This is a genomic window from Terribacillus sp. DMT04 (genome assembly GCF_019056395.1).
Classification (GTDB): Bacteria; Bacillota; Bacilli; order Bacillales; family Amphibacillaceae; genus Terribacillus; species Terribacillus aidingensis_A.
The window spans coordinates 2,864,609-2,879,666 of sequence record NZ_CP077639.1; the positions used below are offsets into that span (position 1 = coordinate 2,864,609).

Annotated in this window: 10 protein-coding genes; 4 read left to right on the top strand and 6 right to left on the bottom strand. The window is 44.1% G+C overall.

Annotated elements, in window-relative coordinates:
• Positions 1-29 precede the first annotated feature (29 nt).
• Entirely contained in the window at positions 30-593 is a 564-nt protein-coding gene (locus KS242_RS14890; protein ID WP_217322054.1) for a nitroreductase family protein, read from the bottom strand.
• A gap of 225 nt (positions 594-818) precedes the next feature.
• On the opposite strand from KS242_RS14890, the gene KS242_RS14895 reads away from it, so the two are divergent.
• Entirely contained in the window at positions 819-1,649 is an 831-nt protein-coding gene (locus tag KS242_RS14895) for an ABC transporter ATP-binding protein (protein ID WP_217322055.1), read from the top strand.
• A 34-nt stretch (positions 1,650-1,683) separates the two neighbouring features.
• Here KS242_RS14895 and KS242_RS14900 read toward each other — a convergent pair whose 3' ends face one another.
• Positions 1,684-2,001 (bottom strand): helix-turn-helix domain-containing protein, encoded by a 318-nt coding sequence (locus KS242_RS14900; protein ID WP_217322056.1) that lies wholly within the window; start codon positions 1,999-2,001, stop codon positions 1,684-1,686.
• 175 nt (positions 2,002-2,176) lie between these two features.
• Here KS242_RS14900 and KS242_RS14905 point away from each other — a divergent pair, with 175 nt between their 5' ends.
• From KS242_RS14905 to nhaC, 3 genes are all read left to right on the top strand, one after another.
• Entirely contained in the window at positions 2,177-3,172 is a 996-nt protein-coding gene (locus KS242_RS14905; protein WP_217322057.1) for an asparaginase, read from the top strand.
• A gap of 25 nt (positions 3,173-3,197) precedes the next feature.
• Entirely contained in the window at positions 3,198-4,625 is a 1,428-nt protein-coding gene (aspA, locus tag KS242_RS14910; protein ID WP_217322058.1) for an aspartate ammonia-lyase, read from the top strand.
• A 105-nt stretch (positions 4,626-4,730) separates the two neighbouring features.
• Positions 4,731-6,128 carry a Na+/H+ antiporter NhaC gene (nhaC, locus tag KS242_RS14915; RefSeq protein WP_217322059.1) on the top strand — a complete coding sequence of 466 codons (1,398 nt, stop codon included), beginning with the start codon at positions 4,731-4,733 and terminating at the stop codon, positions 6,126-6,128.
• A gap of 41 nt (positions 6,129-6,169) precedes the next feature.
• Here the strand turns inward: nhaC and KS242_RS14920 are convergent, their stop codons facing one another.
• The 4 genes from KS242_RS14920 to ade all read right to left on the bottom strand — a co-directional run bounded on the left by KS242_RS14920 (position 6,170) and on the right by ade (position 14,883).
• A complete protein-coding gene (locus KS242_RS14920; protein WP_254391725.1) occupies positions 6,170-9,745 on the bottom strand; it encodes a 5'-nucleotidase C-terminal domain-containing protein in 3,576 nt (1,191 codons plus the stop codon).
• A gap of 178 nt (positions 9,746-9,923) precedes the next feature.
• Positions 9,924-11,324 carry an amidase gene (locus KS242_RS14925; RefSeq protein WP_217322060.1) on the bottom strand — a complete coding sequence of 467 codons (1,401 nt, stop codon included), beginning with the start codon at positions 11,322-11,324 and terminating at the stop codon, positions 9,924-9,926.
• A 67-nt stretch (positions 11,325-11,391) separates the two neighbouring features.
• The gene (locus KS242_RS14930; RefSeq protein ID WP_217322061.1) at positions 11,392-12,717 is read right to left on the bottom strand and encodes a Na+/H+ antiporter family protein; all 1,326 of its coding nucleotides are present in this window, start codon (positions 12,715-12,717) and stop codon (positions 11,392-11,394) included.
• A 372-nt stretch (positions 12,718-13,089) separates the two neighbouring features.
• On the bottom strand, positions 13,090-14,883 hold the full coding sequence (ade, locus tag KS242_RS14935) for an adenine deaminase (RefSeq protein WP_217322062.1): 1,794 nt from the start codon (positions 14,881-14,883) through the stop codon (positions 13,090-13,092).
• Between the last annotated feature and the right edge of the window lie 175 nt (positions 14,884-15,058).

The following is a 15,058-nucleotide window of genomic DNA, read 5'->3' on the forward strand; positions in this document are numbered from 1 at the left end:
GTTCTGCTCACTCGCAGAACCGCTGTTTTTTATTTCAAGATCGTTGTCCGGTCACTAGCAAGAATTCTCTGCTTCGCTTTCGGCTCTTTTCCAATATATCCAACTTGCAGAAGTGCAATATTTCGCTCCCCTGGCTGAATTTGCAATAGCTCTCTTGCTTCCGGATTCTCAAGCAAAGCATTTGTCTTCCAGATTGTCCCGATACCTTTCTCCCAAGCAAGCAAACTGAAGTTCTGTATCAGCATGCTGGCAGAGGCGAAATCTTCTTCCCGGAACTTCATTTGCGGATGCTCTTCTACTACCACTGCAATCCAAAGCGGGACCTCTGTAATCTTGTTCTTCAGCGCTTCCGCCTTCTTCTCCTTCTCTTCTGGCGTTGCAGCTGCCTTTGCTCCTGTTTTTCCATGAAGCTCGCCAAGCTGCTGTTTCGTTTCTCCATCGATTAGGATAAAGCGCCACGGCTGCGTCATCTTATGGTTCGGAACCCAAACGGCAATGTCCAGTAATGCTTGTATTTCTTCATAAGAAATTTCTTTACTAGTATCATAATTTGTAATCGATCTTCTGTTTTTAATCAACTGCTCTAATTGCATTTGATTTCCTCCCCTTTTATATACCGATCTCTTTAATTGAAAATCATTATCATTATCATAGCCGACTATTCAGCACTATGTCAACGCAGGGACTACTTGGAAATAATCTTACTTTTTTATGAAATTTCCTTTATAACGCTTGAATAGCTTCCTGTTTTGTGACAATATAGTTAATAACGATTCTCATTCTCACACAAAAGAGAAGATGAAAGGGGTACACCAGTAATGGGACGTTTGCAAACGGAATTACTCGAAGTAGCCTATGGAGATAAATCTATCGTAAAAGATTTGACAATAGAAATACCAAAAGGGAAAATTACAGCCTTAGTCGGAGCAAACGGCTCTGGTAAATCTACTATACTTAAGACAATGGCACGCGTTATGAAGCCGAAAAATGGCATGGTGTTATTGGACGGAAAAAGCATTCATAAGCAATCAACGAAGGCTGTCGCGAAACAGCTTGCGATCTTGCCGCAAAATCCTGTAGCACCAGAAGGACTGACAGTCTCAGAACTGGTCGCTTATGGCCGCTACCCCCACCAGAAAGGCTTCGGCACACTTACACCTTATGATAAGGAAGTAATTGCATGGGCTATTGAAGTAACTGGTATGACAGATTTCGAACAGCGTGCAGTTGATCAGCTTTCGGGCGGACAGCGCCAGCGTGCTTGGATTGCAATGGCATTGGCCCAGGAAACAGAGACGCTTTTCCTTGATGAGCCAACAACTTTCTTAGATATGGCACATCAGCTGGAAGTGCTTATGCTGCTTCATAAACTGAACCGTGAGGAAAATCGCACCATTGTCATGGTCGTTCATGATTTGAATCATGCTACTCGGTATGCTGACCATATGATTGCTATTAAAAAAGGCCGCGTCATTTGTGAGGGCTCGCCTGTTGATACTGTTACAGCGGACAACTTACGCGAAGTGTTTAACATTGAAGCAGATGTTATTCTTGATCCTCGAACTGGCGTCCCGCTTTGCTTGCCATATAATATTCTTGGAAGTGCTTCTCTTCCAGAAGAACGTATAATGGAGAAAACACTCGCATAAGAAAACGCTTTGCAGACAGTCTGCAAAGCGTTTTTTATTGCATTTCTCTAGTTGTTCGAATAAAGGCGATTGCCCCTATCCTCTCCTGTTCCGTCAACTCCCTTTGATCAACAGATAGCTGCATATCCCCTTCATCGGTCAGTTCTAATGTTGTGCTGAAAGAACGGCCAAGCAAATCGTCACACGTCGTTTCAAACAACTCTGCCAGCATAAGCAATGCTTCAAAGGACGGACGCCGATATCCAGATTCGTAGCCCGCATACGTACTTTTCGCAATACCGAGACGATCCGCAGTATCCTGCAGTGACCAATTCTTTTTCTTCCTCAATTCTGATAATCTATCCAGATTCATCTTACACGTCCTCCGCTATTTTTACTTCCTATTATTATAGCATAAAATAAACGGGCTGTACGCGAAGTGAATACTACCGCATTGCTTATCGCTTACATTTTATCTATAATAAGATTGAAGGTACGCAATATGCGAATAACTTCTTAATAATAGATAGATAGAAGAGGTGCAGGAAATGAAAAAGCTATTAATGATAACTACCGGGGGCACCATTGCGTCAGTTGAAGGCGAAAACGGTTTGGCACCAGCTGTTAATGCAAATGAAATGTTGAATTATGTTTCTGATATGAACAATGACTATACAATGGAAACACTATCACTTATGAATTTAGACAGCACTAATATGCAGCCTGAAGATTGGGTTACGATGGCGGAGGCAGTACAGCATCGTTATGATGCGTACGATGGATTTATCATTACCCATGGTACCGATACAATGGCTTATACAGCTGCAGCACTGTCTTATATGCTGCAAAATTCCAGCAAGCCAATTGTCATTACCGGCTCACAGATTCCAATTACCTTTCAAAAGACAGATGCCAAACGAAATATTACGGATGCTATTCGTTTTGCTTGTGAGGAGATTGGCGGTGTTTATGTTGTATTTGACGGTCGTGTCATACAAGGAACGAGAGCAATTAAACTGCGCACAAAAAGTTATGATGCATTTGAAAGCATCAATTATCCATACATTGCGTTCATCCATGAAGACAGAATTGAATATAACAAAAAAATTCAATCACAAAATGAACCGTTTACCGTTGATACTTCCCTCTGTACTGATGTACTCTTATTAAGGTTGTATCCGGGTCTCAAGCCCGAAGTATTTGATGTATTAGCAAACATGTACAAAGGCGTCGTAATTGAGAGCTATGGCAGCGGCGGTATTCCTTTCGAAAGACATGACCTTCTGCAGAAAATCAATGAATTGGTGGAAAAAGGTGTTGTGGTTGTTATTACAACGCAGTGCTTGGAAGAAGGCGAAGACATGACGATTTACGAAGTTGGACGCCGCATCAATCAAGAACTGATTACCCGTTCAAGTAATATGAACACAGAAGCAATCGTTCCGAAGCTCATGTGGGCGCTAGGCAGGTCCGCTGAGCCAAAGGAAGTCAAACGTATGATGGAAACGCCAATAGCTGATGATATTACTATATGGCCCTCTTAAATAAGTGAAAAGGAAGGTTCAGGTCATGGCAGACTTACAAGAAAATTACCGGATAGAGAAAGACTTTCTAGGAGAGAAACAAATTCAAAAAGATGCTTATTACGGCATTCAGACGCTGCGCGCGTCAGAAAACTTCCCAATCACGGGATATCGTATCCATGAAGAGATGATCAAGGCGCTTGGTATAGTTAAAAAATCAGCAGCTCTTGCGAACATGGATGTAAAACGATTGTATGAAGGATTAGGAAACGCTATTGTGCAAGCAGCAGATGAATTAATCGATGGACAGTGGCATGACCAATTTATTGTCGATCCAATTCAAGGCGGCGCTGGTACCTCCATTAATATGAATGCGAATGAAGTAATCACCAACCGTGCACTAGAGATTCTTGGACATGAGAAAGGCAATTACCAGCAGTTAAGCCCGAATACACATGTAAATATGTCACAATCAACAAATGACGTATTTCCAACAGCAATTCATATCTCTACATTAAACATGCTGGAGAAATTGCTAGACACAATGGAATACATGCACGGTGAGTTCAAGAAAAAAGCTACGGCGTTTGATTCTATCATCAAAATGGGGCGTACACATTTACAAGATGCGGTACCGATTCGATTGGGACAAGAATTCGAAGCGTACAGCCGCGTACTGGAAAGAGACATAAAGCGTATCAAACAATCCCGTCAGCACTTATATGAAGTGAATATGGGCGCTACTGCAGTAGGTACTGGATTGAACGCAAACCCGAAATACATTGAGCGTGTGACAGAGCACTTAACTGAAATAAGCGGACTTCCACTCGTATCGGCAGTTCATCTTGTTGATGCTACGCAAAACACAGACGCTTATACAGAAGTTTCCGCTACGCTGAAAGTATGTATGATGAATATGTCCAAGATTGCCAATGACTTGCGTTTAATGGCTTCTGGTCCAAGAGCTGGTTTGAATGAAATTAATTTGCCAGCGAGACAGCCGGGATCCTCTATCATGCCAGGAAAAGTAAATCCCGTTATGGCCGAAATGATTAACCAAATAGCCTTCCAAGTTATCGGAAATGACAATACGATTTGCTTAGCTTCTGAAGCAGGACAGCTAGAATTGAATGTAATGGAACCTGTGCTTGTCTTCAACTTGCTGCAGTCAATCAGCATTATGAACAATGGCTTCCGTTCGTTCACTGATAACTGTTTGATTGGTATTGAAGCAAATGAGGATTTGATGAAAGAATATGTGGATAAAAGTGTTGGCTTGCTAACTGCCGTAAACCCGCATTTAGGTTATGAAGTTGCAGCACGCATTGCTCGCGAAGCAATTCTTACTGGTAAATCTATCCGTGAACTTTGCTTGCAATACGATGTTTTATCCGAAGAAGAGCTTGATGTTATCTTAAATCCATACGAAATGACCAAACCAGGTATTGCGGGCGAGGAACTTTTTGATAGATAATAGACAAATGCGCGTGTGTTCTGATTTTAAAAATCAGAGGCACTTGCGCATTTCTTTTCCGCTTCTGATTGTAAGCGGTTAACACATCTTTGAGGAGGACTGGAAGTGAAAGAAGCAAGATTACCAACAATAACAGAGATTATTATCATACTAGGAATCTTTCTAGCGCTCGTATTGTCATTTACAGTCTATCTTGACTTGCCGATTCAACTGGCACTTTTCATATCCTGGTTTGTCGTCATTATACTTGGCATACGGCTTGGACATGCATTCCAAGATTTGCAGAAGTCTATTATTAACGGTATATCGAATGGTCTTGAGGCTGTGCTGATCCTCGTTTCGGTTGGGACGCTGATTGGGACTTGGATTGCAGGCGGCGTTGTCCCTACCATTATTTATTATGGACTGGAGTTTATTCATCCGAGCATCTTCTTGCTTGCCACGCTGATTATCTGTTCGGTCATGTCCATTGCTACCGGAACTTCATGGGGTACAGCTGGTACAGCTGGTATCGCCATGATGGCAATCGGAGAAGGATTGGGCATGCCGCTGCCGCTTGTTGCGGGTGCTGTTCTTTCTGGAGCGTACTTTGGGGATAAACTGTCTCCGTTATCTGATAGTACGGTGCTGTCTTCCTCTCTTTCCAAGGTTGACGTACTCGAGCACGTCCGCGCGATGCTGTTCCTTTCTGTACCAGCTTTCGTCATTTCGGCCATTTTATTTACCGTTGCCGGATTCTTATATGGAGGCAACGATATTGACCAAGCGCGCGTTGAGTCTTTAAAAGGAGCATTACAGGACAACTTTGATATCGGAATTGTCATGCTGATACCAGCACTGTTTGTCCTCGTACTGCTTGCGCTGAAGAAACCGTCCATGCCTGTCATCGTGGCTGGGGCACTGCTTGGAGCTATCTGGGCTACCATATTCCAAGGTATGGACTTTCCTGCAGCTCTTCAAACAGCTTATAATGGCTTCTCTATCGAAACAGGTGTCAACTTCATTGATGGCATCCTGAATCGAGGCGGCGTAATGGGGATGCTCGATACGCTAATGGTTATTGTTTTTGGTCTTGGTTTTGGTGGTTTGCTTGAAAAGCTTGGCGTGCTGCAAGTAATAGTTTCGACCTTTGAAAGTAAGCTTGTCTCTGCAGGTAACACAACCGTAGCAACCTTGATTGTTGCTTTCCTAGGGAACGTTCTTGGCTGTGCCATGTATGTTGCTTTAATACTAACTCCGAAAATGATGGAAAAGACATATGATCGGCAGCATCTTGATCGCCGGGTCCTATCTCGTAATACAGAAGTTGGCGGTACGCTGACTTCTGGTATGGTGCCTTGGACGGATAACGGTATTTATATGGCCGGCATCCTTGGCGTTTCCACATTTTCTTATTTGCCTTTCATGTGGTTAAGCTTTGTCGCAATCGCATTAGCTATTATTTATGGCTATACAGGTAAGTTCATTTGGTATACAGACGGAGAAAATGCACAGAAAAGCTAAAAAAACACCTTCAAGCAGTAGTTGCTTGAAGGTGTTTTTCATTACCAGCGCCAAAACAGGTTCTTTACCCAATTCCAAACTGTGTCAACAATTCCTTTAACAAAGTCCACAATTGGATGATTCGGCTGCTCATCCTCTTCTGGCTCGTCAGGTTCGGTTGGAGGATCTTCTGGATTGGTTGGCGGGTCTTCTGGATCTACCGGCGGATCCTCAGGTTCTGTCGGCGGATCAGTCGGTGTATCACCGCTCACTTCCGAAATACGTCCTTCTGCTTCATAAGCAATCGGCTCCATATCAAAGCTTCTTACATATGACACAGTCGCTTCCAAATCTTCTGGTCCCATTACCGGATTACGACCTAGTTCGCTAATTGGACGGTATTTATCACCTAGTGACGTGCCCATAAAGTTATTAACTGTCAGTGTATACACTTCTTCTTCATTGATAGGCGAACCGTCAGGCAGCTTAATATCGACAACCTGATTCGTTTCTCCATTCCATGTATACGTGAAGCCGCTAATGCTGTAATCTGGACCGTACGACGTAATCTGAGCATTTAAAATCGTTTCTAGGGCTGCTCCATCTATTTCAAATGTCATAAGCGTATTATTAAACGGCTGGATATTAAACAATTCACCCCATGTAACTTCTCCTTCGAGCAAGTCATCTCTTATTCCGCCGCCATTCATCATTGCAAAATCACTGTTCATAGCTTCGTTCATGCCATCAGCAATCAAGTTGCCAAGTGCATTATCGCCTACTTCACCTTTGACTGCATAACCGCCAGTCATTGTATGATCTGCAACACCTACGACTTCATTCATGATCGGAGCTACTTCTTCGGCATATTTAGCCAAGATAGAACCTACAGTCGGGTCAGGTGTATGTGCAGCTTGGTTTACCCAAACAATCTCTGCCTGCTTCGAGACAATATCTCCTGTTGCACGGTCAATTTCTAAATCAACATCAGAGAACGCTTTTCCGTATTCGGAAGCTTGGACAATCAGTTTGTTATCAACCGTTGCATTCACGACTGCATGATTATGGGCAGCAAAGATAACATCGACTTCATCATCCACTGCCTTTGCCATATCAGCAGCATCACCTGTTGCACTGTCTCCGCTTTGCGTAGCAGGCATATGCGCCAGCACAACAATGGCTCTCACGCCTTGTGCTTTTAGCTCACTAGCCGCTTTGTTCACTGCTTCTGTTTCATCTGTGATTGTAATATCCTGAATTCCTTCTGGCATTACCATACCTAGTGATGCTGTCGTATTAACGCCGATAAAGCCTATCTTCTCTCCGTCAACTTCTTCGATGCTGTAAGGCGGCAGAATCGTCTCTCCACTGTCTTTATCCACACAGTTTGCACATAGTGTGGCAAAATTTGCTCCATCATAACCTGGTGTTCCATTTGGGTGCTCCCCGCCTTCAATGATTCGAAGCAATTCATCTGTTCCTTCATCCAGCTCATGGTTGCCTATTGTGCCGACATCAAAGCCCATCGCTTCCATAATCTCGATTGTTGGTTCATCCTGTAACAATGCGGATACAGGTGAGCTGCCTCCAATCATATCGCCTGCATGAACAAGTAAGCTATTTGGATTTTCTGCTTCTCGCGCTTTAATTGCTGCAGCAGTATAATCCATTCGCCCAAATGTTCCATCTGTCACGTCATCTTCCGTAATATCCAAGTCATATTGCTGATCAATCTTACCGTGCAAGTCATTCATACCAAGCAGCTGGACAGCCAAATTGTCACCTTCAACTGGCGGTTCTGTTCCATCTGCTGCTGTGAAGCCTGCTTCAATGGCGTCTTGCTCTGTCCAGAAGAATATGCGTTTTTCTACCGGAATAGATTCCCATTGATCTGGTGTTACATATTCATTCGTATCTGAATTGCCCACATACTTATCAAGTCCACCGCCATCATAGCGTGCGCGGAACTCAAACGGCAGCTCTTCTAGCGGTGATTCTGGATTCCAAATACCTTTTTCTTGTGCTCTTGCTTGCGCAACAGCTTGCTGAAAGCTGGCGTATTCATCCGGACTACCAATTGGTGAAATGAAGTACGTAACCGCAAATCCTTCTTTCACCAATTCCAGATTCATGTTTTCTCCATCAGCGGTAATAACTTGTGCTAGCAGGCGGCCGTAGTTATCAGTTGGCTCCCCCCCTACTTTAAGCGTGATTTCTTCGCCTGCTGCCAACTTCGATTTTAGGAAGTTAGAAGCTTCTTTTCCGTGATTCAGCTGATTTTGATCCAATTCATTTTTGACGGAATGGAATGTTTCCGGTGTATCTGCGTTTACGAAACGGACACGATCAGATCCCAGTACAGGCTCCTGCAAACGAATTGTGTCTCCATCTGTAACGGATTTTACAACAGCTTGGTACGTACTAGCTGTTTCTGGCGCATCTGGCTGTTCTGCTGCCAACTCGATGTCATCCGCTTTGCGCGGCAGAATTTGATAGCTGTCATATTGACTTAGAATACCAGTAACGGTATACCACTTTCCTTCTTCCACAGTACTAGTATTTAACGCAGACTCCATTACGCGAACTGTAATAGATTCATAGTTTTCATTCAGGAACTGAATATTATATCCGCCGCCAGCTGGGCTGTCAGGAATATCCTTAATATAGCCTGTTACTTGAACAAGCTTGCCTTCAGCTGGTTCAGCCGTCTCTTCCGCTTGAAGCTGACTGATTGTTAACTCTTCGGCTGATGGTACTTCATTATCAGCAGAAACGACTGTTACGCCATCTGCTGCCGGGCTTATCTCTGTCAGCCCTTTATAGCTAGTAATTTCTCCAGTAACTTGGATACGGTCGCCTTCTTTTATGTCAGGAAAAGCAGTGGCATCGCTATGATATACATTAATACCAGCTGATTCATCCTGCACAAAAGTGGATAACTTACCACCGCCGATACTTGCATTATCAGCTGTTGCGATTCCTTCTACCGTTACTGTTTCACCTGTTTTATTTTTCACATTGGCAATTGGCTGAACCGTACCGGCTTCCGTTTCTTCTTCCGGCTCTTCTCCTGGCTGCTCTTGCCCGTGTGAACCAATTGTTTCAAATGCATCTTTAGCAGTTGTTTCCCACTGTTCTGACACAAAGACTGTGCTGCCTTCTGTCACATCAGCGGACCGCATCAGGCCTGTATCTTTCGCTGTATTCTGATCATTGCCAATTTCACCGACCACATCTAACACTGCATCATTCTGCTGCAGTGCAACAGCATCATTACCATTAAAGTTAATCACACTGCCATTGGTCATATCTGCTTTGGCTAGCAATGCTTCACTCGCACGCGGATTAGCAATGACGTATGTATCTCCCGGTGCTAATGTACCCGTTAGCGTCATCTGTGCTGACGCCTCTGTATTCCCGTTAAAATAACCAGCGAGTTCGAAAGTGCTCAGATTAATTGCTTCATCTGTCGGGTTATAAAGCTCTATTGCCTTGTTATACGAGCTTCCTTCGACATACTCCGATAAGATTGGTGACTTCTGAGATTCTGCTGCCTGTACATCAGCAGCGAAACTTGGTAAAACTCCAGAAAAGATTAGTGCAGCTACTGCAAAAATGGATATTGCCTTTTTGCCCATCTACATGATTCCCCCAAAATAGTAGTAAGTTCAGCAAAAACTCCCAAACTCCGTCAATTACCATATTAGCGGTAAATTGGGTTGTCTGATATAGGAGGAAAGTTTTGATTCTAGTAAAGATTCTGTAAATAGAGCTGCTGCTGCTAGACAAAAAGAAAAAAGCAGCCGAAGCTGCTTTTTAAGTAAGTGGATAGGCATCCATATAGGCTTGTGCGGCGCGCAGGACACGAGCATCTTCAAATCTGTTTGCGGCGATCTGCATGCCGATAGGCAAACCGTTTCGGGACAAACCAGCAGGAAGTGAAGCGGATGGAAGACCTGTGACGTTATATGCATGCGTCATCATCCAATCTGCATCTTCCTTCACAACTTGTCCGTCAATTACAGATGGTCCGAGTAAGTGATAATCAAAAGCCGGTACAGCTAAAGTTGGTGAGAGCACCAAATCGTAATCTTGAAGCACAGTTTGGAGTCGGTTCCAAACGGTAGTCCGATTGCGTTCATAAGCGCGGTATTCAGAAGCCATTAACGGCTTGCCTTTTTCGATCATCTCGCGATAGGAGTCAGACACCCATTCAGGATGTTCTTCAAGCAGCTTCGCACTGCCTGCTGCAGAAGCAGCATACCACATGCTTGTAAAAAATCCATTAAACTGATGGCGATCCATATCAAAGTTAAGGTCAACAACTTCAACTGACATTCCGAGAGCCCGCCAGTGATCAAAGGTTGCTTCGACTACCTTTCGCACCTCCGGATCAACTGCATACATGCCGAAATCCGGTGTATATGCAATACGAAGGCCTTTTGCTTGTTCCTCTAAATAGGAAGAACCAATATGCTTGTCTAATAACGGCAGGCTGAACGGGTCAGTTGCAGACGGTCCTTGTACTGCTTCTAAGAACATAGCACTGTCATCTGGTTTCTTGGAGAGCGGCCCATGATTAACGAAAGGATCACTAGATCCGAAAACATTGTTCAGATTATTATCCATTGGAATGCGGCCATATGTTGGCTTAAATCCGAAAATACCGCAGAGACTGGCAGGTATACGAATGGATCCTCCGCCATCGCTTCCTTCTGCCAGCGGCACCATGCCTGCAGCTACAGCAGCAGCAGAACCGCCGCTGGAGCCTCCGGCTGTTTTCGTGTGATCCCAAGGATTTACCGTAGCGCCAAACACTAAATTATCTGTCGTCCCTTTATGGCCGAATTCAGGTGTATTCGTTTTGCCCATAATGAGTGCACCTGCCTGGCGAAGTCGCTTCACAATCGTTGCGTCTCGATCAGCAATAAAGTCTTTGGCTGCTGGGGACCCAAAAGTAGTCCGCATTCCTTTTACTGGCGTTAAATCTTTAATGCCGACTGGTATGCCATGCAGCAAACCGGTACGATCACCACGCATCACGGCCGCTTCCGCTTCCTTCGCATCAGCAAGCAAATTATTGTTCATCGTAACGAAAGCATTGATGTCTCCGTTCAATTTTTCCGTCTGCTCCATATAATAGGAAGCAACCTCGACTGGAGAGATTTCTTTATTTTTAATCTCTGTCACTAGTTCTCGTACTGATTTGCCTTCCACTTCTATCGCCCCTTCATTATCTCTGCATCTACATGTATCATAACGCTAGCTTGTCTCGCATTCAACCTCAGAGAACCATTGCAGCAATCCAGCCAAGGGCAATGACTGGCAAGTTATAATGCAAGAAGGTTGGAACAACACTGTCCCAAATATGATTGTGCTGCCCGTCTGCGTTCAGTCCTGCAGTTGGTCCAAGCGTGGAATCAGATGCCGGAGATCCCGCATCTCCTAATGCTCCAGCTGTTCCAACTAAAGCAATCACTGCAAGCGGACTGAATCCTAATTCGGTAGCTAATGGTACGAAAATAGTGGCAATAACCGGAATTGTGGAGAAGGATGAGCCAATCCCCATTGTCACAAGAAGCCCGACTACTAGCATTAATAGTGCTCCTAATGCTTGGCTGCCGTTTATAGCGTTTGCCGCACTCTCAACTAAACCTTCGACATCGCCTGTTTCTCCAATAACATTTGCAAAACCAGAAGCAGCAATCATGACGAAACCGATAAATGCCATAAGCCGCATTCCGTTCGTCAGGATGCTATCTGCTTCCTTCCACTTCAATGTACCTGTTGCATATAAAACTACAATCCCGGCAAGTGCACCAAAGATCATCGAATCCGTCCAAATTTGAACAGACAATGCCGCAACGATAGCAAGTATAGAAAAAATTAATGTACGTACTTTAAATTGGCTGTTTTCCTTTTTCACTTCATCTGGAACCGGCAGCTCCCTGTCTTCATAAACACGAGGCTTCCGATAAGTAAAGAGTGCGATTAACAATCCAATTATCATACCGCATGCTGGAAAAATCATTGCTTTGGTAACTTGATTAGAAGTAACTTCAAGACCATTCGACGTGATATTACTCGCCACAAGCCCTTGGAATATTTCGCCGTAACCGACTGGCAGAGACATGTAAGGCGTCACGAGACCAAAAGTCAGTATAGTTGCTGTTAAACGCCGGTCAATCTTTAGGTCATTCAGAATGCTCAACAATGGTGGAATGAGTAATGGGATAAATGCAATATGCACGGGAATCGCATTCTGAGATAAACACGCCATAAGTAAGATTAAAATCAGCACAAGTGCTCGGGAGCGTTTCTTGGAATATGCCGTCTCTTTTTTTCCGCTAATAGAAATGATGCCGCGAACCATTGCTTCTGGCAGTCCTGTACTAGCAATTGCCACAGCGAACCCGCCTAGCATAGCATAACTAAGGGCAACTTCAGCTCCTCCGCCAACTCCGTCTGTAAAGGCGGTTAAAGTGCCATCTGTACCAAGACCGCCGACCAAGCCACCAGCAATTGCTCCGCATATAAGAGAGAAAACTACATTGACTCGTAACAAACTTAAAATTAGTACTAAAATAACGCCAATCACTACTGCGTTCACTTCAAATTCCTCCATCGCTTTATTATGGTAAAGTATTAAAGTATAATAACAGATACTCCAGGTTTTTGTCAATCACATGACCGTTTGTTAACTACTAAAATAGCGTTCGAGCGCCGCTCATCCGGAGCTAGGTAAAGAGATAATTTATTATCAAACACAAAGACGGAATAGACGTAGACAAAATCAATAACATAACTTTTTCTACTATCTCGCTAATAACCTAGCTAATTACAGAGGATGAAAAGATAAATTACTGGTTAAATACTGATTCCATAAAAAGAAAAATCCGAACTAATGTGAATTCATCTGCTGAATTCTATACTAAGTTCGGATTTTGCTTGATGAAGATATATTTGTCTAAATCGAGCTATGCTATTCTGAAATAATCACATCAATCAGCTTGAATGTTGTGACGTCGGCAAGCCCGCGGTTTGTGATTCGGATTTCTGGGATTACCGGCAGCGCAATTAGGGAGAATGTCATGACTGGGTCTGTCATGCTGCAGCCGAGTTTTTCCCACGCTTTGACTAGGTCGCTTACTTGGCTGACGACTGTTTCTAGCGGCTGATCTGACATGAGACCTGCGATCGGCATTGGCAGTTCAGCTAGAATCTCACCGTTGCGTACAGCAACCAAACCGCCGCCAATTTCAGCGAGTCTGTTGGCTGCAATAGCCATATCCTCTCGGTCAACGCCCATTACAAGCAGGTTATGACTGTCATGTGCCACCGTTGATGCCACTGCACCTTGCTCGAATTGGAAGCCGTGCACGAACACATTAGAGATTTGGCCGGTACCTTTATGCCGTTCAATACAAGACAAATGAATGATGTCTTGGTTCTTATCAATTTGTACTGCTCCATTTTCCACTTGCAGTGTTGCTGTCATTTTCTCTGTACGTGCACTTCCTTCAATTGCTTTGACAACATGCACGTGCACATCACCGTCTGGGCGATCTGTCCTATGAAGGAAATCATCTGCCTGCATGTCACGGGCTAGATGCACAGAGCTTCGGACTGTTTCTGGATATGTATAAGTTGGGAATTGCTGCTGCAGTTCTCCATTTGCATACTGCATACGGCCGTCTGCTATGACAACAGATGCTTCCATCTTGTGCAAATCTTCTACAACGAGCAGGTCTGCAAATTTACCGGCACTGATACTGCCAATATCGTTTTCCATATGGAAATAACGAGCAGAGTTGATTGTCGCCAATTGGATTGCTGTTACAGGGTTCAGCCCTTCTTCAATGGCACGGCGAACAACATGATTCATATGCCCTTTTGTAATTAAAGTTTCCGGATAAACATCATCTGTCACTAATGAGATATTGCGTGTATCCACATTATATTCTGTAATTACTTTGATTACTTCCTTCACATCGCGCCATGCGGATCCTTCTCGAATTTGCACATGCAAACCTGCGCGAAGCTTATGTAATGCATCTTCTTTCGCAATCGTTTCATGATCAGACGTTACACCCGCTGCAATATAGGCTTCTAATGCATACGGATCTTCTGAAGGGAAATGACCGGTTACAGTTTTGTTTGCTTTCATTGTTTCAGCAATTTCGCCAAGCATCTTGGCCTCGCCATGCACAACACCTGGGAAGTTCATTACTTCACCGAGACCTTGCACGTTATCCCAGCTGAGTCCTTCCTGTATATCGGCAACTGTCAGACTGGCACCTGCATCTTCTAAATCATCCGTTGCTGGCACACAGGATGGGAACGTCGTATATACTTTCAACGGCAGCTGCTGTCCTTCTTCATGCATATAACGAACGCCTTCTGCACCAAATACATTCGCTATTTCATGCGGATCCATGAATACAGTTGTTGTCCCTTTCGCAAGCGCAGCTTTGGAAAACTCCGTAACGGACAGCATGGTGCTCTCCACGTGCATATGACCATCAATCAGACCCGGTACTAGATAATGTCCGTTTGCCTCGACAATCTTTGTATCTGGTCCTTCATGTTCTGCTGCTGCCTTTCCGACTAATGCGATTCGGTCGTCTGAAATGACAACATCTGTATGCTCCAGCAGTTCTCCTGTAAATACATTAACAAGGATGCCATCTCGGATAATCAAATCAGCGGGACGCTTTCCTAACGCAACCTCACCTAATCGTTTTGCTGCTTCGTATTGTTTCGTTCTTTTTCCCACTGTGCCTCAGCTCCTATTATCCTTATACGTTATGCCCATAACACTGCAAAAAAATCCCGCACTATGAAACACTGCCCGAGAATGCCTCTTTTACGCATATATTTCTATCTATAAAATCACAATATGACGGTATGCGTCAACCCTGTAAAACTTAAAAACCGCCCCTGGAGGCGGT

What these genes read in the sequence shown, in the direction of transcription:
- KS242_RS14890 (WP_217322054.1), bottom strand. Translation starts at nt 593, where the DNA reads ATGCAATTAGAGCAGTTGATTAAAAACAGAAGATCGATTACAAATTAT.
- aspA (WP_217322058.1), top strand. Translation starts at nt 3,198, where the DNA reads ATGGCAGACTTACAAGAAAATTACCGGATAGAGAAAGACTTTCTAGGA.
- KS242_RS14920 (WP_254391725.1), bottom strand. Translation starts at nt 9,745, where the DNA reads ATGGGCAAAAAGGCAATATCCATTTTTGCAGTAGCTGCACTAATCTTT.
- KS242_RS14895 (WP_217322055.1), top strand. Translation starts at nt 819, where the DNA reads ATGGGACGTTTGCAAACGGAATTACTCGAAGTAGCCTATGGAGATAAA.
- KS242_RS14900 (WP_217322056.1), bottom strand. Translation starts at nt 2,001, where the DNA reads ATGAATCTGGATAGATTATCAGAATTGAGGAAGAAAAAGAATTGGTCA.
- KS242_RS14905 (WP_217322057.1), top strand. Translation starts at nt 2,177, where the DNA reads ATGAAAAAGCTATTAATGATAACTACCGGGGGCACCATTGCGTCAGTT.